Here is a 21381-nt window from a genome sequence, read left to right as displayed (position 1 = left end):
CCCGGCGCGGCGGCACCTGTTGGTGCCGCCGCGTTTCGTTGAGGAAGGGTGAGTTGGCGCGGTGAACGGGACTGCCGGTGACATCACCGTCAACCTCGACGGGTTGTGGCTGCTACAGGCGCTGCTGGGGGTGGGTCGGCTTGCTCCGGAGTTGCGCGGCCGGCCCTATGGGCAGCCGCGCTCGATGGAGTGGGTGATGCAGCACCCGGGTCTGGGTGTGCTCGTCGATGAGGGCATCTGCGACGAGGGCGCCGTCGTGCGCCCGGACATCGCAGCCCGCATGCGCGTGCTGGGCACCCCTGACGTGGAGGTCATCGTCCTGGTGGCGCAGGGGCCGATGAGCTGGTCAGCCCCGGTGGCATTGGACGATCCGGCCACCTGGCGCTCGATCCCGGAGGGGCAACTCAGGATCGTGCTGGCCCGCCGGGACGGGCGCTGGGCGTCGGCGGTGCGTGCCGACTCACACGTCACCATCAATGACTGCGCCGTGGTGGATCCGGACTGGTTAAGCCGGTTGGTGTGTGAGGCGTTGGACTCGGTGCACCGCGCGGAGCCTGCGGCAATCAGCGCGGTGAATGTGCCGTTGGACGGGATCTGCAGTGCGGCAGCCGAATTGGCCGGGGCCAGTACTGCCGCCAGCCGCCAGGCGGCGCTCAGGTCGGTCGGGTTGGCCGGGCCGGCGCTGGCGCAGGTGGCGCAGGCGCTCGAGGAGCCGGTGGCCGAGGCGGTGCTCTACGGGCGGGCTTATATCGATGCCACGACGGCACCCGGTGAGTCGGTACTGGACTTGCGCGACACCGACGCGGGCCGGGTGGCGCTGTACCGGGTGAATCCGCCGCGCGGTAGCCAGCAGCAGTGGATGGCGGTGGGTCCGGCGAATGCGGCGCAAGTGCGTCACGGGGTGGTGTCGGCTCTGGACAGTGTGCCGGTGAAGTCCTGGGACACCCACGAAAGAATGGGGTGAAAGGGTACCGCCTCGTGACACAGCCGGCCATGACAGAAGAGATTCCAGCAAACAGATTCGCGGAAAATATCGGGTGGCCGTGGTATAGCGAGAATTCGCGTCATAAGATTGGCGCAGACGGTCACACTGAACGGACTATATGGGGTTACTGAATGACTACCGATAATACAGATTTCATGGCGCGCTACCTGCCCCCGGATGGCCCGGACCGCGCCAATCCCGCCGGCCCGGCCCCACAGCCGGGTGCGCCGTCGATGCCGGCCCCTGTCGCGCCGCCGCAGGCCCGGATCGAGACCGCGGGACCGCCTCAGGTGGCGCCGCTGCCCTCGGGGCCGTCATTCGCGCCGCCGGCCAGCGAACGCACCGCAGCGCCCCCGGCGCCTGCCCCGCCCACCGGAGCCGGGGCCGCCGGGGTGGGGCACCTGCCCGACAGCGGTAACCGGCCCGAGCCGGCGCCGCCGCTCCCGGCCGTGCACCAGCATGAAGTAGCCGCCGCGGCCCAGCGGTGGGCCCCGCAGGCCGACCCTCATGCCGCGGCATACGGCCACCGGCAGATTCAAGTCGGCGAGGTCGTCAAGCAGCGCCGGCGGCCACCCGAAATGGGTTGGCGCAAAGCGGTTTACGCAGCGACGATGCATCAGGTGAACTTGGGCGCGGGCCCGGCCGAGCGGACATTGCGGGACCAGACGGCACGGATCACGACCAACATCCCGGGCGTCTACCAGATCAGCGCCATTTCCATCAAGGGCGGTGTGGGGAAGACGACGCTGGTCGCGGCCGTGGGAACCACACTGCGCAAGTTCCGCAACGAACCGGTCATCGCCGTCGACGGCAACCCGACCTACGGGGGCTTGGGCCGCTTGGTCTCAGATGGCACCAAGGCACCGTCCTCCATTCGGGAATTCCTGGGACACGGCGACTTGACGAGCTACAGCATCGCCCGGCAATTTTTCGGCCACAACGAGGAAGGGCTCGAGGTCCTGGCCGGCAACCAGAACGTGGCCCATCCGCTGACCCTGACACCGGAGACGTTCGCCGACACCATCGCGCGCACCCAAGGCTTCTATCAGCTGTCACTGGTGGACTGCGGGGCTGAAATCGACCATCCGGTCATCCCGTCGGTGTTGTCGGCGTCAAACGCGCTGATGATCGTGGGATCGATGAACATCGAAGGGGGCCTGGCGGTCGAAAAGACGCTGGACTGGTTAGCCGCCCGCAACGGGCACGAGCTGTTGAAGCGTTCGGTGATCGTGCTCAACGACGCCTACCGGTGCGCGAACAAGAAGTTCATCACGCACGTCACACAAACATTGGGTCCGCGGGTGGCGGCGGTGAAGGTCATTCCCTTCGACGCGCACCTTCGCGACGCGCAGCCGCTGGACTTCGGTGGGCTGCGACCACGGACGCGCTCTGCGCTGATCGACCTGGCCGCCGAACTGGCCGACGGATTCCCCACCGCAGGAGCGCTGCACGGGTGAGCGCCGAGCAGCACGACGCCGCGGGCACACCGGCGGCGGTGTTACCGCCGCGGGTGCTGGTGGCGGTGACGGCCGCAACGACCAAAGTCGGTGTGGTTCTGGATGCCTGCGCGCCGGTGTCGGTGCAGATGTCGGCGCTGGTCGAGGTGATCAATGCCCGGCTCGACGAGCTGGGGCGCCCCGCCATGACCGCCGGGCAGGACCGGGGCCGGTGGGCGCTGTGCTGGGTGGACGGCACCGCGCTCAAACCATCGCGATCGCTGGCCGATCAGGGTGTCCGCGACGGCACGCGCCTGTGGCTTCGGTTCGTGCCTGACAGTGAGGCGCGGATCAATGTGGTCGAACATGTGACCTCGGCGGTGGCCGAGGAGCTCACCAGGCGGTGGCCGGGTCTGACGCCGGCCTGGGCGGGGCGGGTCGGGGCGGCGATGGTGGTCGCCGGCGTGCTGGGCGCCTCGGTGTTGATGCTGGCGTGGCGTTATGGCCACCCGGGGTGGTGGCCGAGCCTGTTCTGCGGCGCCCTGGCGGTCATGCTGGTCACCGCGGCGATGATCATCGTGGCGCGCGCGAGGCGCACGGAACCTCGCCGAATCGGCGACACGCTGCTGCTGACCGGTGCCGTACCGGCGGGGGTGGGTGCCGCAGCGGTGGTGCCGGGACCGGTCGGGGCGCCGCATGCGGCCCTGGGTGTGGCAACGCTGATCAGCGCGGCGGTGCTGATTGTCCGGTTCACCGGCCGCTATATCACCTTGGGGACAGCGGTGGTCGTGGCCGGTGCGGCGGCCGGTCTGGCCGCGCTGGCGCGCATGTTCCTGGTGACCTCGGCGGTGACCCTGTTGACCACTGCGCTGCTGGCGTCGGTGCTGATGATGCACCTGGCGCCGACCGTGGCGCGGTGGGCGGCGGGGATCCGGTTGCCGGTGTTCCCGTCGGCGTCGGGTCGGTGGATCTTTGAGACCCGCCCGGACCTGCCGTCAGACAAGGTGGTGGCCGCCGGCGGCCTCGCCACCTATGACGGGCCGGAGTCGGTGCGTGAAGTGGTGGTGTGCACCGACCGGGCCCACGCCTATTTGTCGGGGCTGCTGATCGCCACGGCCACCCTGATGGTGGTGTGTTGCGTGGGCTTGTGCGATCCGCATGGGCCGCGGCGATGGCTGCCGCTGCTGGTTGCGGGATTGGCGGCGGTGGCTGTGCTGCTGCGGGGCCGGTCGTTCACCGATCGGTGGCAGGCCACGGTGCTGGCGGCGGCGCCCGTCGCGGTGGTGGGCGGTGTGGCGGGCCGTTACGTGGTGGGGTTGTGGACGGTCACGGCGTTGGTGGTCGGGGCCTCGGCGATGATTGCCGTGCCGGTGGCGGGACTGGTGGCCGGGGTGGTGGTGCCGACCCGGTTTTACACCCCGACGTTCCGCAAAGTCGTGGAGTGGATCGAATACCTTTGTCTGGCCGCCGTTTTCCCGTTGGGGTTCTGGCTCATGGGTGTGCTGGCCGCGATCCGGTACCGGTAGGCGGGCGGTGATGTCGGTGGAGGGTTGCCGCAAGACGGTCGCCGCGGGGCTGAGCGTGGCGGCGCTGAGTGGGAGTGCGATGTGGGTTGCCGCGCCGACGGCCACGGCGGTGGAGCCGCCGCAGATCGACGTCGCCGCGTTGCCTGCCGATCGCCCGCCCGGTCCGGATCAGCCGATGCGCCAGGGCGCTTACTGCACGCGGGTGGGGACGCTGCCGGGCACCGACTACCGGGTGCAACCACATTTCATGGACATGCTGGATTTGGCTGAGGCGTGGCGGTTCGGGCGCGGCAGCGGAGTGAAGGTGGCGGTCATCGACACCGGGGTCAGTCCGCATCCGCGACTGCCCGATCTCGTCGGCGGCGGGGATTACGTGGTGGCCGGCGGCGATGGCCTGTCGGACTGCGATGCTCACGGCACGGTGGTGGCCTCGCTGATTGCGGCCGCCCCCGCCGACGGCAAGACCCCGCTACCGGCGCCGCGGCAGACGCGTCGGCCCGACTCGGCACCGACCACCGAGGCCCCACCGCCCCCGCCGCCGCCGCAGACGGTGACGCTGCAGGTGCCTCCTCCACCGCCGCCGGAGGAGGGGCCGGCGCTGTGGCACCGGTCGGCTTCGCCGGTGATCGCCGCGGCCGGGGCCGGCGTGCGACCGCCGATCACAGTGCCGGGCGCCGCGCAGGACCCCGCGCCTGCGACCAGTGGTGAACCGCCGCCGCCCGGCCCGCCCCCTGGACCCCCGCCCCCTGCGGCGGACGGGTTCAGCGGGGTGGCCCCGGGTGTGCAGATCATCGCGATCAGGCAGAGTTCGCGGGCGTTCAGCCCCAAGGATGCATTCGGCGGGGACCAGGACCCGGCGACGCGGCGCAAAGCCGGCGACATCCGCACTATGGCACGGGCCATCGTTCATGCGGCCAATCTGGGCGCGGCGGTGATCAATATCTCGGAAGTGTCGTGCATGAGCGCGACGAACATCATCGACCAGCGTGAACTGGGGGCTGCGATCCGCTATGCCGCCGTGGACCGTAACGCGGTGATCGTGGCGGCGGCGGGCAACAGCGGGGACAGCGGTAACAGTGACTGCAAACAGAACCCGGTGTATGACCCGTTGACTCCCAACGATCCTCGGGACTGGGCGGGGGTGACGACGGTGGTTACCCCGGCATGGTTCTCCGACTATGTGATGACTGTGGGTGCTGTGGATGCCACGGGTGCGCCGCTGGATACCAGCATGGCCGGGCCGTGGGTGTCGCTTGCTGCGCCGGGCACCGATATCGAGGGCGTGTCACCGCGCGAGGACGGGTTGATGAATGCCGTTGAAGGCAGGGACAACACGATGGTGGCGCCGGTCGGGACCTCGTTCTCGGCGGCGATCGTGTCCGGGGTTGCTGCGCTGGTGCGCGCCAAGTATCCCCAGCTGACCGCTCATCAGGTGATCAACCGCATGTTGGCGACTGCGCGGGCCCCGGGCCGCGGGGCGGATAACCGGGTCGGGCACGGGATCATCGACCCGGTCGCCGCGTTGACCTATGACATTGCACCGGGGGAACCGGTTGGGCCGCAACGGTTGTCGTCACCATTGGTGCTCGCACCACCGAAGGTGGGCCGCGACATGACTCCGGTGTGGGTCGCCGCAGGCGGCGTCGGGGCGCTGGCGGTGGTGTGCAGCGCGGTGTTGGGAAGCGCGGCACTGATGCGAAGCAGGGGGCAACGATGAGGCCGATGCTCGCGCTGGGCGCGGCTTTTGGATGGCCCCGCGTGGTGGCGGTGTTTGTCGCCGATGTGGCGTTGCTGTGGGCTGGCAGCGCCGTGGCAGGCCGGGCTGGTTGGTGGGTCGGGGCCGTGCTGGCGGCAGCGCTGAGCGTGTCGGCGCTGCTGCGCTGGCGGGGCGCACCGCTGTTGACGTTGGCGTGGCGCACGGTGACGTCTCGGGGCGCTGCGGTCGGCGCGCCGGCAGGCGAGGCCGCCGACTATGACCGCAGCTACGGGCAGGGGCCGGTCGGAATCCGCTGTGTGGGGCCGTATTTGGTCGCGGTGGTGGCCGTGGACGGCCAAGCGCACAGCCCGTCGGCTCTGGACCACCATCGGGTCGCCTCGTTGGCGACGTTGCCGGTGGCCGCGGTGGCGCAGGGATTGCGCCAGTTCGATGTCACCCTGGATGCGATCGACATTGTCAGTGTCGGAATGCGCCGGGCTTCAGCGCGACACCACAACTACGCGGCGGTGTATTCGAGCCTGGTGGGCGATCATCCGGCGGTGGGGCAGCGCCGGACTTGGCTGGTCGCGCGATTCGACGCCACCCGAAGCGCCCGGGCGATCCTGTGGAGGGAGTCGGTGGCGGCCACGTTGGGAGCCGCGGCGGAGTGGCTGGCCCAGGAACTCACCAGCCGGCGCTGCCCTGCGCGGGTACTGGCGGCTGAGCAGATACGGGAGGCTGACGTGGAGCTGTTGGCCGGGGCTGATCCGGCAGCGCTTCGCCGCGGGTGGGGTCGGCTGCGTCATCCCAACGGCTATGTGCAGACCTATTGGATGTCACCGCAAGACATTTCCAGCGACACCGTGGACCGGCTGTGGACTGCGGACACCGATGCGACGGCGGTCACCGTGCAGCTGCGCCCGACCCCCGACGGTGCCACGACAGTGGGGGTGGTGGTGCGCTATCACACCGGCGGCCCGCTGCCCGAGCCGCCGTTGAGCGGATTGAACCCGCTGACCGGCCGCCATGATGTGGGGTTGGCGGCCGGATCGATCACCGCCACCGCACCTTTGGCGGTGCCGTCCCGCGAACTCAGCGATGACGCCGAGTCGCTAGACGTCGCGATCGGGGCTACCGGCATCATCGTGGGCAGTAACGCGACCGGGCATCCGTTGTTAGTCGATCTGGGCTCCCCCACGGCGGCCTCGACGGTGACGATCGCCGGTGAGCTCGCGTTGACGGTCCAGGTTGCGCTGCGCGCGGCCGCGACGGGCTATCAGGTTCTGGTGCACACCGACAGGCCGCAGCAGTGGAATCAGGTCACCGGGGCCGGGTTGGCGCTGGTGGGGCCCGGCGGGCTGGACGAACAGTTGCCGCCGACATGGCGGCGCTGGATGGTCGTTTATGACCAGGTGCCCGGCACAGCCCCGGAGGGGGCGGCCGTGACCGTGCGCACCGTGCCCGCCGGTACGGCCAGCGGCGCCGACATCCATCTCGAGCAGGATGGCCCGCGCAGCGCCGTCATCCGAACGTGGGCGTTCCGGTACCGTCTGCGCATTGACCTGGACTACGAACGCCATCTCGTCGATGCCCGGCCGCACCGGGCCGCCTGAAGACCCGAGGGAGCAGCGATGGCAGGCATCGATGCGGAAAGCCCGGCGCGCAGCGCGTTTCGCCGCGGCTTGTTGGCGTCGGGGATCGGTGTGGGCGGCCTGGTGCCCAGTCACAACGATCGAGTGGCCCGCGACATGTTCGCAACGGTGACGCGGACCGATCCCAGTGTGTGCGATGGATGGCTGGGGAGGATTCTGACCGGTGAAGACACCCTGGAGGTCCTAGCCGGCGCGTGGGGGGCCGCAGAGTCGTACGGGTGGGAGATCCGCCGACTCGGGTTGGCGGGCACCGAATTTCGCCCCGCGGTCTTCGATGGGCTGTTCTTGCAACTGCCGATCTTCTCGGCGGATTCCCTGCGCGCAGCGTTCGCCACCGTACTGATCCGCGAACACAGCTACGGCCAGGCCGACGAGCTGCTCACTGCCGGGGGCACGCCGGCGGATCCACTGGATGCCGACCTGCATCGCTATGTGTCGGGCCTGCTGCATTTCTGCGCTCAACGCTGGACTGATGTGCTGCGGGCGTTTCCCGCGGACAAGCGTTGGTACCGGCCGGAATACGAGTGCGCAGCCACAGCGATGGCCACCACGGCACTGGCGTCGCTGGGGGTGTTTGAAGACGCTTTCCGCCGCGGCGAGCACGCCGCACGCGAGGTTCGGGTGCCGCCGGCGACAACCGTGATCCTGTACACGCAGGCGATGTGTTTGCGCCACCTGAACCGGGAGGCCGAGGCCGCGCAGTTGCTGCGGCGGGTGTATTCGCGGGATCCGAAGTTCGCGCCGGCGCGCCAGGCGATGGATGACCCTACGCGGCGTCTGGTCCTGACCGATCCCGAGACTATCGAGTCCCGCACCGACCCTTGGGATCCGGCCAGCGCCCCCAGCCCCCGCGATAACGAAGTCGCCCGTGACGCCGAGATGGCCTCTCAGTATTTGGCCGAGGGCCAGGCCGAACTCGACGCGATGCTGGGCATGGACACGGCCAAGCGAGAGATCAAACGCATCCGGTCGACGACGAAGGTGAACCTGGCACGCTCCAAGGTGGGGCTACGGGTGCCGATCACCTCACGCCACACGCTGCTGCTGGGCCCGCCTGGAACCGGGAAGACGTCGGTGGCAAGGGCATTCACCAAGCAGCTGTGCGGTCTGAAGGTGCTGCGCAAACCGCTGGTGGTGGAGACCAGCCGCACAAAACTGTTGGGCCGCTACATGGCTGATGCGGAGAAGAACACCGAGGAAATGCTCGAGGGCGCACTCGGCGGGGCAGTGTTCTTCGACGAAATGCACACGCTGCATGAGACCGGCTACTCCCAAGGTGATCCCTACGGCAACGCGATCATCAACACGTTGCTGCTGTACATGGAGAATCATCGCGAGGAACTGGTCGTGTTCGGTGCGGGTTACGCCAAGGCCACAGAGAAAATGCTCGCAGTCAATCAGGGTCTGCGGCGGCGCTTTTCGACGGTGATCGAGTTCCACAGCTATACCCCGGCCGAGCTGATCGGCTTGACCAAGTTGATGGTCAGCGAAGATGACGATGTCACGACCGACGAAGCCGTCGAGGTGTTGCGACCCGAGTTCGAAAGGTTTTACGCCGAGCAAACCATGACGGCTGACGGTGATCTCGTCCGGGAGATCGACAAGCTGGGCAATGCCGGGTTCGTCCGCAACGTCGTGGAAAAGGCGCGTGACCACCGCAATGACCGCCTTGATACCGCCGAACTCGACGAGCTGCTCGCCAGCGACGAGGTCAACATCACCGAGGAGCAACTGCGGAGCTTGCGGGAGCTCACCGGTGAAGATTTGGCCGAAGGCTTCCGCGCGGCGGTGTCAGAAAAACGTGAACGACATGGCTGACTAGCGGCACGCATCGAAGAACCGGCTGCCGGACTACTCCCGTCAACACCTGCAGCGGGTCGCTGGACCTCACAGCTAACGACCAAGTAGCCCCGACGGCATCGGCAGGAACCCCGGAAGAGCCCGAAATCCGTGGGGGATCGCGCGGAACGGTTCAAGTATGCGTACCAGCTTTTGCCAGATCGATACTGGCTGGGCGAAAAGGCGGGTGCGTGAACTCACAGACCTTCGCTGGGTACAAGTCTGTCCGGTTCTGGGGTCTGGGGGTATGGGCGAGGTGTACCTGGCCCAGCATCCCAAGGCTGTCACGACGTGATGCCCTCAAACTTTCTGCCTCCCGAGTGGTCAGCAGACGAGTTATTCCCCGGTTGGGACGACACGTATCCGGCTACCAAGGCCAAGGTGGAGGCTGCGGTAGATGACGCCGTGAACAGAGGCAAGATCACCGCGGCGCCCGCAAGCGCTGGGTGTCCCTCATCCAGGCCGACCCCGGTATGGCCGGCGTTCCGGACGAGACCGCAGTGCCCTTGTCGGAGGTGGATCACAGCGCCGACACCAGCCGCGAAACCGCCGACGTCGGCCAGTGGTTTTACTGAGAGCCCGCAACATTTAAGGAAATGGGGGGCTGCGCCGGCCGGCGCTACTAGCCGCCTTGCTTCTCCTTGCTGGCCGCCTCGATCAGGCTTGTCACCGACCCAGGGTCCATGTGGTACATCATCGCGCCACTAGGGTCGGCCAACACGATGACCTCGAGGAACTTTTGGGTGCCCTTGCGCGTGTGCACAGTTGCCAGCCCGTCGTATTTGTTGATGTCGATGTTGATCAGCGTCATGTCGTCGGCCACCGTGATCCCGTATTCCTTGAACGCGTCGTCGGTGTTTAACCGATCTCGCAACAGCCCGACGACCTCCTGCTTCAGCAGTGGAACGTTGACTGACGGCGGCGGAGGTGGTGGCGGTGGCGGTGGCGGTGGCGTAGTCCACCAGTGGCCGGCCACGACGACCGATATGGCGAAGGCCGCGACGGTGGCGCCCAGACCCGTCTGCACCAAACGAATTTTGTTGGCAGTGCTCATGTTTCGGGTTCCACTCTCGGCAGACCCTGGTATTTGCTCTGGTGTTTGCTCCAACTCTTACCCCTGGCGGTTGTAGCGACTGGCGAGGACGTTTTCATTCGCAGTTGTCGCATACCCCTGTTATCGGCAACTGCTGACGGCAGCCTTGGCACAACCCCGCTTCGCGCCGCACAGTGCGGGAGCGTTCAGCGCCGGAGTAGACCCTGTTCACGGGATGCGTCACGTACCAGGTGCCCTTCGGTGAACTGCTGCTTCCGACTGTGCCCACACCGCCCGCGACACGAACGGCTTCCTCTTTGGTGGTGAATCCGGTCGTATAGCCCCAATAGATGTGCAGATCGCGGAGCCCGTCGCGGCGGGTTGCGATGACGTACGGCTTGTCGGACCTCTCCACTGCGCGATACCCGGAGATGCCGACGGCGTCGGTGAGCCGCCGTATGAACGGGTGGTTCTCGGACGTGATCTTGGCCTTCGTCAGGGCCGAGAGGAGGGAGTCGGAGGGCTCGTCTGTCACGTTCACGACCTATCTCAGCTGTCCAATGTCCACAGCAACTGGTCGAGCACCAGCAGCGACACGTTGATCTCGGCGGCGGCCGCTTTAGCGATGACATGGGCGGCGTAGTCGTCATTCGGGACATGGAACCCTGACGCACGCAGCGCCCTCTTCACACGCACATCGATCTTGATGGCGTCAGCGCCCGAGCGCATCCTCATGTAAGACCACAGTGCCAGGCCGATGCCGCTCACTGATCCGACCACGGGGTCGAGTCGAGGTGCTAAGTCGAAAGGTTGGTAACGGTCGGCCCACAACTTACATACACCGTCCTCAACGACGGGGTCCTCCATACCCTCGGAGACGGCGAAGTTCCGCATCCGCTGAGCCACCACGGCAATGGTTTCCGCCTCTGCAACCGACAGGCTGTACCGGGACGGCTCCACCGAGTGCTGCGGGAGCCAGGCGATCGTGGGCTCGTCGTTCGCGTCTATCCAGTCGGCGACGATCCGCTTCACCTTCGTAGCGTATGTGCGCTGCCGTGAGGCCACTACGTCGACGATCATCGCCCCCCGACGACCGTCGTAGACACCTACGTACGCGAGCGCAGCTGCTTCGGCTTCCCCGCCGCGTGATTCATCGACGAATCCGACTCGTACTGCTCGATGCCGATACGGCTGACACACAACGCCGCCGGCCTGCAACTCGAAATCGGCCCGTACGACCTCGACGCCCAGGACGTCGCCCGCCTCCGTACGGCACTCAACGCGTACGACCACCACAAACGGAGCCTCACACTGGCCGCCACACAGCCCGCAGGCCGGCACCTACGCGCCGTCCGGCACCCCCAGGGCGGGTGACCCCCGACGGGCCCCCACGCCGCCATTCTCGGCATAGGCAAATATCCCCCCGCCCGATCAGTTTTCTTTTTTGAGTACGGCAGGACGACGTGACCGAGCGGAAACGGCGGCCGGCACTGCGGGCTGTGAAGGAGGGCGATGGCGCGGGGCCGGCCGGGAAGGCAGCGGCCAGGAAGGCGCCGGCCCGGAAGGCGGCGTCGGCGAAGCGGACGCCCCGGAAGGCGACGCCGGTGTCGGTGACGGCGGCTGCTCGGTCCGGCGACCGTCGTCAGCTCCTGGTGGCGTTGCAAGCGCGTGTGGCCCGAGTGCTCGACGACCCGGCGACGACGGGGCCGGCGTTCGCTGCGCTGATCAAGCAGTCACGCGAACTTTCGGAGGCGATCGCGGAGATTGACCGGCCGCCTCCTGAGAGGGACACGTCGGGTGACTGGCTAGAGGCGATCAGGAACAGGCCGGACGAGTCGTGGGACGAGTCGATGATCTGAGCGCCGACTGCCAGGCGGTCGGTAGTGCTCGCAAAGCTGTGGATGCCCGAAAATAGCAGCGGCATCGTTTGCGAACACGCTGCCGCTTCGCAGGTCTGCTCATTTGATTGAGCCGATCAAGGCAGACAGCAAATCCGTGGCCTCTAGTCTCGGTGCCGTGGGGACGTTCAGTGAACTCAGCGCGAAATTCGACCCCGACGATAATCGTCGGCGGGGAAAGCAGTTTGAGTCCGTCTGCCAGTGGTTCCTAGAGAACGATCCGACCTACCGGCCGCTTCTTCGGCGGGTGTGGTTGTGGGACGACTGGCCGGGCCGGAGGGGCATAGACGCCGGCATCGACCTGGTCGCGGAGGACAACAACGGCAAGTTGTGGGCGATCCAGGCCAAGGCATACGGATCGTCGCACAGCATCAGCAAGCGTGACGTGGACAAGTTCGTCGCCGAGTCCAGCCGGTCGAAATTCACGCACCGCTTGCTTATCGCCACAACCGACAAGCGCCACCACATCGCGACGCGCCTGATGGATGACCTCGGAATCCCCTTCATCGGTCTAACTCAATTGCGCGAAGCCGACGACTACCTCGACTGGCCCAGCACCCCGGCTGCCTTAAGGCCTTCGAAGCCGCCGAAACCCAAAAAGCCCTGGGACTACCAGCGCGTGGCCATCAACGAAGTTGTGAAGGGCTTCAAGACCAGTGATCGCGGCCAACTCATCATGGCCTGTGGCACCGGCAAGACTCTGACCGCCTGGTTCATCACCGAAAGACTCAAGGCTGAACGCGCGCTGGTCTTGGTACCTTCGCTGTCGCTTCTGAAGCAGACCATGCGGGAGTGGCAAACCGCTGATCGGAAGAGGCCTTTCGCCGCGCTGCCGGTGTGCAGCGACGAGACTGTCGGCAGTCTCGGCGAAGACGCAGCGGTGTCGCACACGAGCGATATGGGTGTGCCGGTGACCACCGACCCAGCAGTGATCGCGAAGTTCTTGCGGAAGCGGTCGGGCCCACGCATCGTGTTCTCCACCTATCAATCCTCCCCACAGATCGCGGCAGCGTTCAATCTGGGCCGGGTGCCTCAGTTTGATCTCGTCATAGCCGACGAAGCTCATCGGTGCGCTGGATCAGTGTCATCGGACTTTGCCACGGTCCTAGACCCGGAGGAAATCAGGGCGCGCTGGCGCCTGTTTATGACCGCTACGCCGCGCTACTTCACAGGCCGGATACTGCGCGAGGCCAAGGACGCAGACTATGAGATCGCGTCAATGGACGACCACGCCCGATTCGGTGAGGTGTTTCATCGGCTGAGTTTCAGTGAAGCCATCGACCGCAAGCTGCTCACCGATTATCAGGTGGCAGTTATTGGAGTGGACGACGCCACCTACCTCGATTGGGCGGAGCGCGGCACCCTGGTGACCTTCGACGGCGAGAAAATCACCGATGCCGGATCACTGGCCGGGCAGATCGGCCTGGCGAAGGCGATGCGCAAGTTCGATCTGCACCGAGTGATCAGCTTCCACGGCCGGGTCAAGGCCGCACGTGAGTTCGCCGGGTCGATGCCTGCCGTACTGGACTGGATGCCCGCCCGGCACCGACCCAAGGGCTCGCTGTGGTCGAAGTACGCCTCTGGTGAGATGTCCGCCGGCGAACGCGCCACGTTGATCCAGCACCTCAAGAGACTCGATGATGGGGAACGCGGCCTGCTTGCTAACGCGCGATGTCTGGCCGAAGGAGTCGACGTCCCCGCCCTCGATGGGGTGGCCTTCATCGACCCGCGCCGCGCAGAAGTGGACATCGTGCAGGCGGTGGGTCGCGCCATCCGCAAGTCCAAAACCAAAACGATTGGCACCGTCGTCATCCCAGTGTTCATCGACACCGAGGAAGACGCCCAGGTCGCGCTGGACTCTTCGGCATTCAAGCCGGTTTGGGATGTCATCAAGGCCCTTCGGGCGCACGACACTGAGCTCGGTGAGCAGCTCGACGCCCTGCGACGGGAGATGGGCCGCAAGGGCGGCAGGCCCGAACTCCCCAGCAAGATCCGCGTCGATGTGCCGGCCGGTGTGGGCGAGGACTTTGTCAACGCCTTCCGGGTGCACATGGTGGATGCGACTACTGCGCCGTGGGAGTTCTGGTTCGGGCTATTGGAAGGCTACGTCGCCGATCACGGTCATGCCCGTCCCGCGTACACGTTTACCGTCGGCGACAACCGGCTAGGGGCCTGGGTAGCCAAGCAGCGATCCCATTACAACAGCGGGAGGCTGTCTCAAGAACGGCAAAAGAGGCTTAAGGAATTGCCTGGTTGGACATGGACTCCGCGTGACGCCCTGTGGGAGGAAGGTTTCGCGAGACTCCAGGATTATGTCGAGCAGAGCGGCACTGCTCGCGTTCCGAAGGACTGTGCCTTCAACGGATTCCAGGTCGGCGCGTGGGTCACAACGCAACGTTCCGCGCACTCAGGAGGGGAACTCCCCGCGGAGCGAATACAGCGGTTAGAAGCATTGCCTGACTGGACTTGGAATACGAGAAGCGACAAGTGGTCCTTTCAGTACGCCCTACTAAAGAAATACGTCGCCGAACACGGCCACACGCGACCAGCCGCGAAGGAGATGTATGACGGAGTCCGCCTTGGGCAGTGGGTGGCGCAACAGCGATACCGCCGGAACAAGGGCAACCTTGATCTTGCCCGTGTTCGCCTACTGGAGGAGTTCCGCGATTGGATCTGGGACGCAGTCACCGACCAGTGGGAGGAAGGATTCCGCCACCTTCAGGAGTATGTGCAGAAGCATGGCGACGCCCTCGTGTCGCAGTCATTTAGGTCCGCCGACGGCTACAAACTCGGGCAGTGGGTCACCATTCAACGCACTGTCTATCGCGACGGCGATATGGGCGAGGAACGTCAGGCGCGGCTAGAGGCCCTGCGCGACTGGTCCTGGGATCCGCGCGACTCCCAGTGGGATTACTGGTATTCCGCTCTTGAGGACTACGTCCGCGTCAACGGCAGCGCTCGCGTACCACGCTCCAATCGCGGCTCTGACAAAGCCGATCAGTTGGCGATTTGGGTACAGACACAGCGGACCCGATACGCCAAAGACTCTCTACGGCACGACCGCGCCATCCGATTGGAGGCTTTGCCGGGGTGGGTGTGGGACCCCCACGAGGCCGCGTGGGAGGAGGGTTTCGCAAAGGTTCAGGAGTACGCCGCAGTTCACGGCGACTGCGTCGTGCCGCACTCCTTCATTCAAGACGAATACCGGCTCGGCGGTTGGGTCAACAACCAGCGAACGAATTACTTGAAGGGCTCACTTCGGCCCGAGTACGCGAAGCGATTGGAGTCGCTGCCCGGCTGGGTCTGGGATGTCAACGAGTCGAAGTGGGAGGAAGGCTTCCGACATCTCGTGGACTACATGAAGCACCACGACGGCGCCACACCCCCACCAAGGTACCGGCAGGGTGACTACTCGCTGGGTTCCTGGGTGGGTACCCAACGCACCGCCTACCGGGCAGGAAGGCAGAGTGACGATCGGGCGCGTCGGCTGGAGACACTTGCCGGCTGGACCTGGGACACGAAAGCCGACCAGTGGGAGCGGACATATGAACTCCTCAAGCGGTTCGCCGATCGTAATGGCACTGCTCGGGTTCCCTATCGCTACTGCGTCGACGGGATCCAAGTCGCGTCATGGATAGGTACGCAAAAAAGCGCCTACAAGAAAGGCACGTTGAGTTCCGAGCGGCAACGCAGGTTGGAGAAGCTACCAGGGTGGACGTGGGCCCTCTCAGAGGATCTGTGGGAGGAGAGGTGCGCACTCCTTGAAAAGTTTGCCGTTCGCGAAGGCCACTCACGAGTGCCGCAGAAGCATGTCGAACAAGGGATACGACTAGGCCAGTGGGTCAGTGTCCAACGGACTGACGCGCGCGCTGACGCCATGCCGCCGGAACGACGCAAGCGACTGGAGGCTTTGCCCGGCTGGGCATGGGACGGGAGGCTACCCGAGCCCAAACGATAGTTGCTGCGCAGACTTCCTCCGAGGTGGAGTTTGCCGCCTGATGGACGTCGTGGTCCTGGTCGTCGGCGTGGGATCAGCCGGACGGGACCGGCATGGCTACATGATGGTCGAGTGACGATGCGGCAGGAGGCGACGCGCGCCCTGTACGAGGGCTCACTGGCAGAGCCCGGCGCACGCAACCCGTACGCCGGCCGCTCGCTGGTACTGGCGAAGTTGTGGATGCGCGGGTATCGGCGAATGCTGCTCGTCCGTATACACGCTGGGCCGGCGATGCAGCGCTACCTTGCCGTGCGAGCCGCAGCGGCGCGATCGCCTGGTCAGGCCCTCTGGCGCTTTTCGTAGTGCCCGCACACCAGTTGGTGCAATTCACCGATCGTGCGAGTCACCTCCCGGGATCCCTTGCACGTTGAGCAATACACGACCAGATCAGGCAGCTTGTGGTCCTTCGACATGGGTGTCCTCCTTCACGCTGGCGTGCAGCGTTCGAACTCAACCTTACGTAGTAGGCGACCGTCCCGTGCGTAACTTTCCTGACGGTTCCAAGTGCTCAATGCAACGGCTCAGGCCAATTGCGGGCCGGCCATGGCACGTCACCCCGGCTGCACGCATTGTCGCCGCTTCGGGTGACAGGTGGCCGCGCGGACCGCCGCCCAGTGGGTTGTCGCACCCTGCCGATATCGTCTGCGATCGAATAGTGTTGCATGACTTGCGACAACGCGGAGTCGGCGATCCTGACGCGCTCGCCGAACGCGCTGTCCTACAGTGAAAACGCAACGAAACGTATTGCAGAAGGTGGCGCATGGCTGACCGATCGGCGATCGAATGGACCGAAGCCACTTGGAATCCCGTGACCGGTTGCGATCGCGTTTCCGCGGGCTGCGACCACTGTTATGCCATGACGTTGGCAAAACGGTTGAAGGCCATGGGTTCTGAGAAGTATCAGAATGACGGTGACCCGCGTACATCAGGACCAGGTTTCGGCGTCACCGTGCATCCGCGGGCACTCGACGAGCCGCGTCGCTGGCGCCAGCCGCGCACTGTATTCGTGAACTCGATGTCCGATCTGTTTCATGCGCGTGTGCCGGTGAGTTTCATCCGGGACGTGTTCGACGTATGCCGGGATACGCCGCAGCACACCTATCAGGTGCTCACCAAGCGCAGCCTGCGCCTGCGCCGGCTCGGCGAAAGTCTCGACTGGCCAAGCAATCTGTGGATGGGCGTCTCGGTGGAGAATGCGGACGCGTTACCCCGGATCGACCATCTGCGCGACGTTCCCGCTGCCGTTCGCTTCTTGTCGTGTGAGCCGCTGATCGGGCCCCTCGACGGGCTCGACCTTGCCGGAATCCATTGGGTCATAGCCGGTGGCGAGTCCGGCGCGAATCATCGTCCGGTTGATGGCGCATGGGTGCGCGACATCCGCGACGCATGCCAGGACGCGGGGGTTGCGTTCTTCTTCAAGCAGTGGGGCGGCCGGACGCCGAAGGCCGAAGGACGCGAGTTGGACGGCCGACGCTGGGACGAGATGCCGGCCGCGGTTTAGCGGTTCTCGTCCAGATAGTCGTCGTAACTCCACCAGTCGGCGTTCGTGGGGTCCCAGCACGGCTCTGGTTTCCAGAGTTCCTGGCCTGCTTCGTCGTCGGCGCCAACCTCCCCGTCGTCGAACAATGAGAACTGGCCCGACTTGGCTTCCTTGGCCTGTCGCATCATCTCCGGTTCGCGCAGTGCGGCCTTGTTGTATAGATGCCGCATGATCTTGTCACCGACTGGGTGGTCGGTGGCAAAAACCATGTCATAGATCTCCATCTTGTTCGGCATCCGCATCGGAATACGTTGCGAGATTGCATATCCGAGTTCATGCTGCAGCTTCCACCGCATCAGGTTGATCATCTGGTTGCGATACTCGGGTGCCGTCAACTTGTGCTCGTCGCGGGCGCGCAGAATCTGGCGCCAATCGCCGCCACCGTAGAGTCGATCGACCTGCTCTCGGTACCGCTCGTAGGGGACGCCGCCCTGCCCGCGCACGCCCTTCATGATCATCGCCGGCGACATGAGGATCCAGATCTCGGCCTTGCGTCCATTCTTCGGGTCGCGCCGGAACGCAGCGAGCTTGCGGATGGTCTCCCAATGCACCTCGGCGGCCTGCTGGTCGACGAAGGCGAACGTGGGTGCCCACGCGACGTCGGCGAGTCCGGCAAGAATGCCGTCGATGGTGACGTTGCAGTCGCCCTGCACGACGTCGTACCGCGTGTCACCGGGGTATGTCTGGCGCAGATGCGTTTCGAGTGCTCGGGCACGGCCGGGCCGCAGCTCGCCGAATCGGAGCCGGGTGAACGGCGGATCGGTGTTCATGGCGACGATGGGTGAGCCGTCGAACTCGGCGCCCGTGTAGCGCTCGATGTTCTTGGGTTGGCCGGCCATGAGGTCGAGGTAGATCCGCTCGGGGGACCTGCCGGAAGCTGTAGTGAAGGCGGGAAGGTAGTCAGCGAGGATTTCCAGCTTGTTGCGCGTCCAATACGACCACGAGCGAGGGTTGAGACTGATGGTGTTCCCCCTCGGAGACGGCTGACTTGTGGATTGGGTAGTTCCCCCTTCAACCGACTGTAGGACCGGAACAGGACAAAATGTCGTCGCAGCGCCGTAACGTCGCCGCAGCGCCATCATTACGCCGAACAGATGTGGCGGCGTCATCTACCGACCAGTCGGCAGCCATTGCAGCGGCGCGTATCTCGTCGTCGTCGACCGCGGTGAACCGCTCTGCTGTTCGCGGTGCTCTTGGAGTGCCCGAGCAGCCTTATGCGTGTTCCAATGCTCGGGCAGTACGCTAGCCACTAGCTCGCCCACCCCAGTCGACGTTGGATCACACCGGACAGCAATGAGCTGCTGGTGACCGGTGTGTAGGAGGGTCGATCCAAATGCCAACGGCTACGGGTTGTCCAAGACCCAACTGCCGCCCGGTGGCTCTGCGGCGTGCATGAACAGCTCAGTGCCCGTTTCGATATCCATGACGCGAATGTGAAGTTCGTTGCCGGACCGCGTGTCAGTGATGACCAAGTAGGGCTGCTCGCCATCGGTTTCCTCGCGGACCTGCGGATCGAGCAGGTCAAGACGATATCGAGGCAGTTGAGCAAGTTCAGTGAGATATCTCTGAACATCTTGTGCCGAGGAGAACGACCGGGCGTCGTTGTTGTCAGGGCGTTGATCAATACGCCATACGAAATACTCTGCTACCGGATCTTCATCGCTTCCAAGCTGTCCCGAGATGTTGAACGTGATGTTGTAGCCCCGCTCAAAAGCTTTGGGCTGTAGCTTGTCAGCTTGGACGATCACCTGGGCGGCCAGCGTTAGAACATCCTCCGGTTCTGGCTCTGCCGGGGCCGGTTCGTCAGGCGCTACTTCGTCGGGCACCGCATCGTCTGGCTCGTCCTGGGGAGGCACGTCCAGAAGCTCGGTGATCGTAATTTTGGCATCGCGGACCGAGCGGATGCGAAGGCGCATGTCCAGTAGGTGCGTTATTCGTTGGAGCAACTCGAACGGCTCTACGCCGTGGATTTGGATATCCGCCGCCCGAATGTCTGGCATCTCGTAGATCCGTTGTTCGGCCAGTTCTGAGGTCCGCACCGCGATCACGTGAGGGTTGTGCATCCCAGTCTCGCCGCCGCCGAAATCGAGCCCGATGATGCGCCACTCGTCTCGGTCAACGCCAGTTAGGTCGTAGATGTCTACCTGCCCGGTCAGCTTCTGATCAAGCTGCGCTGTGCCCACCCAATCCGGGTAGGCCACATTTGCATGGCCCCATTCGTATTCGTACTCGCTCATTGCTACCCCGTCCTCGTCACCGTCAGCGTAATTGTCATGTAGGGCGATCCGGGCTCGATCCTCAGCCACGAAGTACGCCGCGACGAAGCCGGGCCCACGCTCGGTGGGAACGGTCGCGGCGCGGGCCCGCTCACATGACGTCCGGCACGCTCGCGGCGCCGTCGAGCGCCAGGGCGAGGCCTTCGGGATTGGCGCAGTCCCAGCACCCGGCGCGCATCGCCGCAGCGCGGATCCGCAGCGCGCCGACAGGATCGTCGGCAGTCAGCGCCGCCTCAGCGATCGTCGCTGCCGCCAGTCGGGCGTCGGCCATCGTGGCGTTGCCGCCCAGCGCACCCTCGATTTGTAGTGCGCCGGCGAAATTCTGCAAAGCGGCGCGCAGCGCGGGGGCGCCGCCGGGGAGGGCTTCGGCTATCCGGACGATGAGGTCGAGCGCGACTGATTCGGGGTCGGCCGGCGGGGTGCAGGGAGTTGTCATGCGGCCAAGCTAACCCAACAGATAGCGAATTTTCAAGTGCTGCAACATAACTCGGACATATGTTGCTACTGGTGCAAATGCCGAAATCTGGCGTATGTCACGACGGGCGCATATGTCGCATCGCGCGGAAGGCCGACGGATGATGGACGGTGCCACGTCAACGGGAGCATCGCGCCGACTTTCGGCGGCTTGGGGGCCAGGCATCCCCGGTCGGAACGGCGCGGGGTGAAGGGCTCGGCGCGCCGCCCCGAAGTACAGGGTTTGCGCCGTGTCAGGTCATATTTAGGTCACGCAGACCGATTTTTCCAATGAAACCGCAGGTGAAGCCTGGTGCGCGATACTGGGATTGAACCAGTCGACGCTTTGGCCGACGGGACGCCCGCGCAGGGCCCATTAAGAACTTGTCAGCGAGCTGGTCCACACAGTGGCGTTGTGGTCCAGTGATCCAGCTGTGAGCGACGGGCGGTGTCAGTGTGTTCGCGGATAAGAGTGTAGAGGGGTTTTGTGCTGCGCCGGCGCGGGTTTCGGCGCCGGCGGCGGCGACGAAGCGTTGTGAGGTGGCCATCGATTCGTGCCCAGACCCGGGCCCGTCGGTTCCGCCGGCCGTTCTTGACGATCAACCCGCCGTTCACGCCGCCCCTGAACGGGCGTTGCCCCCAACCAGGCCCAACCTCATCCGGTTGACCTCCGACCCGTGTAGCGGCCCCGGGGCTTGACCAGCACGGAAGCGGGTAGGACTTCTCGCACGGCATCCCGTGGCGTTAACGTGCTGATGTTTACTCCCGGCCTGATACCGGCGGGTCCTCGGATGGAGTGTCCGGTCGGGGTGGTTCGCGGGTCGAGCGACTGGCTCCGATCGCCGCGGCGGGCCTGCTGGTACCGGGGCGACCTGACGCAGAGCCGGACATGTCCACGGCGGCGTCTGGTGCGGCGGGCCCGCGTGTGTGCGGGGGAGGCTGCGCCTGCGGAGACGAGCTGGGGGCAGGTGAGCGCTGGTGCAGCCGCTGAGCGGTGTTGGTAACCGCTGTTACCGCAGCAGCTTCGGGTACGACGGTGGCCGCTGCAGC

The 21381-nt window shown here is 65.5% G+C and carries 18 protein-coding genes and 1 pseudogene; 13 read left to right on the top strand and 6 right to left on the bottom strand.

Annotated features, from left to right (window positions below):
- The first annotated feature begins 61 nt into the window (after positions 1 to 61).
- From AC5Y7D_RS23270 to AC5Y7D_RS23235, 8 genes and pseudogenes are all read left to right on the top strand, one after another.
- Positions 62 to 964, top strand: coding sequence for an ESX secretion-associated protein EspG (locus tag AC5Y7D_RS23270; RefSeq protein WP_499928115.1), 903 nt, complete (start codon positions 62 to 64; stop codon positions 962 to 964).
- A 152-nt stretch (positions 965 to 1116) separates the two neighbouring features.
- Positions 1117 to 2442 (top strand): MinD/ParA family ATP-binding protein, encoded by a 1326-nt coding sequence (locus AC5Y7D_RS23265; protein WP_499928113.1) that lies wholly within the window; start codon positions 1117 to 1119, stop codon positions 2440 to 2442.
- A complete protein-coding gene (gene eccD, locus AC5Y7D_RS23260) occupies positions 2439 to 3947 on the top strand; it encodes a type VII secretion integral membrane protein EccD (RefSeq protein WP_499928111.1) in 1509 nt (502 codons plus the stop codon). Before AC5Y7D_RS23265 ends, eccD begins: the two co-directional genes overlap by 4 nt.
- A 10-nt stretch (positions 3948 to 3957) precedes the next feature.
- Complete coding sequence (gene mycP / locus AC5Y7D_RS23255; protein WP_499928109.1) at positions 3958 to 5664, top strand: type VII secretion-associated serine protease mycosin; 1707 nt, start codon at positions 3958 to 3960, stop codon at positions 5662 to 5664.
- Positions 5665 to 5669: 5 nt separating this feature from the next.
- On the top strand, positions 5670 to 7256 hold the full coding sequence (gene eccE, locus AC5Y7D_RS23250; protein ID WP_499928107.1) for a type VII secretion protein EccE: 1587 nt from the start codon (positions 5670 to 5672) through the stop codon (positions 7254 to 7256).
- Positions 7257 to 7274: 18 nt separating this feature from the next.
- Positions 7275 to 9113, top strand: coding sequence for a type VII secretion AAA-ATPase EccA (gene eccA, locus AC5Y7D_RS23245; protein WP_499928106.1), 1839 nt, complete (start codon positions 7275 to 7277; stop codon positions 9111 to 9113).
- A gap of 212 nt (positions 9114 to 9325) precedes the next feature.
- Positions 9326 to 9442 (top strand): annotated as a pseudogene (locus AC5Y7D_RS23240) (hypothetical protein); the annotation flags it as partial.
- 138 nt (positions 9443 to 9580) lie between these two features.
- Positions 9581 to 9709: a hypothetical protein gene (locus AC5Y7D_RS23235; RefSeq protein ID WP_499928105.1), complete on the top strand. Its 129-nt coding sequence runs from the start codon at positions 9581 to 9583 to the stop codon at positions 9707 to 9709.
- 47 nt (positions 9710 to 9756) lie between these two features.
- On the opposite strand, the gene AC5Y7D_RS23230 is transcribed toward AC5Y7D_RS23235, so the two are convergent.
- The 3 genes from AC5Y7D_RS23230 to AC5Y7D_RS23220 all read right to left on the bottom strand — a co-directional run bounded on the left by AC5Y7D_RS23230 (position 9757) and on the right by AC5Y7D_RS23220 (position 11199).
- Positions 9757 to 10161: a hypothetical protein gene (locus AC5Y7D_RS23230; RefSeq protein WP_499928103.1), complete on the bottom strand. Its 405-nt coding sequence runs from the start codon at positions 10159 to 10161 to the stop codon at positions 9757 to 9759.
- Between the two features lie 121 nt (positions 10162 to 10282).
- Positions 10283 to 10702, bottom strand: a complete 420-nt coding sequence (locus AC5Y7D_RS23225) for a hypothetical protein (RefSeq protein ID WP_499928101.1) — start codon at positions 10700 to 10702, stop codon at positions 10283 to 10285.
- A gap of 14 nt (positions 10703 to 10716) precedes the next feature.
- Positions 10717 to 11199 (bottom strand): hypothetical protein, encoded by a 483-nt coding sequence (locus AC5Y7D_RS23220; RefSeq protein WP_499928099.1) that lies wholly within the window; start codon positions 11197 to 11199, stop codon positions 10717 to 10719.
- Between the two features lie 147 nt (positions 11200 to 11346).
- Between AC5Y7D_RS23220 and AC5Y7D_RS23215 the strand changes: the two genes are divergently transcribed.
- The 5 genes from AC5Y7D_RS23215 (at position 11347) to AC5Y7D_RS23195 (ending at position 17563) form a co-directional block, all read left to right on the top strand.
- Positions 11347 to 11541, top strand: coding sequence for a hypothetical protein (locus AC5Y7D_RS23215; protein ID WP_499928097.1), 195 nt, complete (start codon positions 11347 to 11349; stop codon positions 11539 to 11541).
- An 89-nt stretch (positions 11542 to 11630) separates the two neighbouring features.
- Complete coding sequence (locus AC5Y7D_RS23210) at positions 11631 to 12026, top strand: hypothetical protein (RefSeq protein ID WP_499928095.1); 396 nt, start codon at positions 11631 to 11633, stop codon at positions 12024 to 12026.
- Positions 12027 to 12129: 103 nt separating this feature from the next.
- On the top strand, positions 12130 to 16023 hold the full coding sequence (locus AC5Y7D_RS23205) for a DEAD/DEAH box helicase (RefSeq protein ID WP_499928093.1): 3894 nt from the start codon (positions 12130 to 12132) through the stop codon (positions 16021 to 16023).
- 117 nt (positions 16024 to 16140) lie between these two features.
- The gene (locus tag AC5Y7D_RS23200) at positions 16141 to 16365 is read left to right on the top strand and encodes a ribosome modulation factor (protein WP_499928220.1); all 225 of its coding nucleotides are present in this window, start codon (positions 16141 to 16143) and stop codon (positions 16363 to 16365) included.
- A gap of 457 nt (positions 16366 to 16822) precedes the next feature.
- On the top strand, positions 16823 to 17563 hold the full coding sequence (locus AC5Y7D_RS23195) for a DUF5131 family protein (RefSeq protein WP_499928091.1): 741 nt from the start codon (positions 16823 to 16825) through the stop codon (positions 17561 to 17563).
- Here AC5Y7D_RS23195 and AC5Y7D_RS23190 read toward each other — a convergent pair.
- The 3 genes from AC5Y7D_RS23190 to AC5Y7D_RS23180 form a co-directional block, all read right to left on the bottom strand.
- The gene (locus tag AC5Y7D_RS23190) at positions 17560 to 18564 is read right to left on the bottom strand and encodes a three-Cys-motif partner protein TcmP (RefSeq protein ID WP_499928218.1); all 1005 of its coding nucleotides are present in this window, start codon (positions 18562 to 18564) and stop codon (positions 17560 to 17562) included. The two genes, AC5Y7D_RS23195 and AC5Y7D_RS23190, sit on opposite strands and share 4 nt — an antisense overlap.
- A gap of 381 nt (positions 18565 to 18945) precedes the next feature.
- On the bottom strand, positions 18946 to 19839 hold the full coding sequence (locus AC5Y7D_RS23185; protein WP_499928090.1) for a hypothetical protein: 894 nt from the start codon (positions 19837 to 19839) through the stop codon (positions 18946 to 18948).
- A 130-nt stretch (positions 19840 to 19969) separates the two neighbouring features.
- Positions 19970 to 20314 carry an amino acid aminotransferase gene (locus tag AC5Y7D_RS23180; protein ID WP_499928089.1) on the bottom strand — a complete coding sequence of 115 codons (345 nt, stop codon included), beginning with the start codon at positions 20312 to 20314 and terminating at the stop codon, positions 19970 to 19972.
- Positions 20315 to 21381 lie beyond the last annotated feature (1067 nt).

The organism is Mycobacterium sp. NGS49 (assembly GCF_059812565.1).
The sequence above is the reverse complement of the archived record's forward strand: the minus strand, read 5'-3'. Positions and strand labels throughout refer to the sequence as shown.

Bases quoted from the DNA above. Each gene is read 5' to 3' on its own strand.
- AC5Y7D_RS23215 (WP_499928097.1), top strand. From the start codon at position 11,347: ATGCCGATACGGCTGACACACAACGCCGCCGGCCTGCAACTCGAAATC.
- eccA (WP_499928106.1), top strand. From the start codon at position 7,275: ATGGCAGGCATCGATGCGGAAAGCCCGGCGCGCAGCGCGTTTCGCCGC.
- AC5Y7D_RS23265 (WP_499928113.1), top strand. From the start codon at position 1,117: ATGACTACCGATAATACAGATTTCATGGCGCGCTACCTGCCCCCGGAT.
- AC5Y7D_RS23195 (WP_499928091.1), top strand. From the start codon at position 16,823: ATGGCTGACCGATCGGCGATCGAATGGACCGAAGCCACTTGGAATCCC.
- AC5Y7D_RS23180 (WP_499928089.1), bottom strand. From the start codon at position 20,314: ATGACAACTCCCTGCACCCCGCCGGCCGACCCCGAATCAGTCGCGCTC.
- eccE (WP_499928107.1), top strand. From the start codon at position 5,670: ATGCTCGCGCTGGGCGCGGCTTTTGGATGGCCCCGCGTGGTGGCGGTG.
- AC5Y7D_RS23185 (WP_499928090.1), bottom strand. From the start codon at position 19,839: ATGAGCGAGTACGAATACGAATGGGGCCATGCAAATGTGGCCTACCCG.
- AC5Y7D_RS23200 (WP_499928220.1), top strand. From the start codon at position 16,141: ATGCGGCAGGAGGCGACGCGCGCCCTGTACGAGGGCTCACTGGCAGAG.
- mycP (WP_499928109.1), top strand. From the start codon at position 3,958: ATGTCGGTGGAGGGTTGCCGCAAGACGGTCGCCGCGGGGCTGAGCGTG.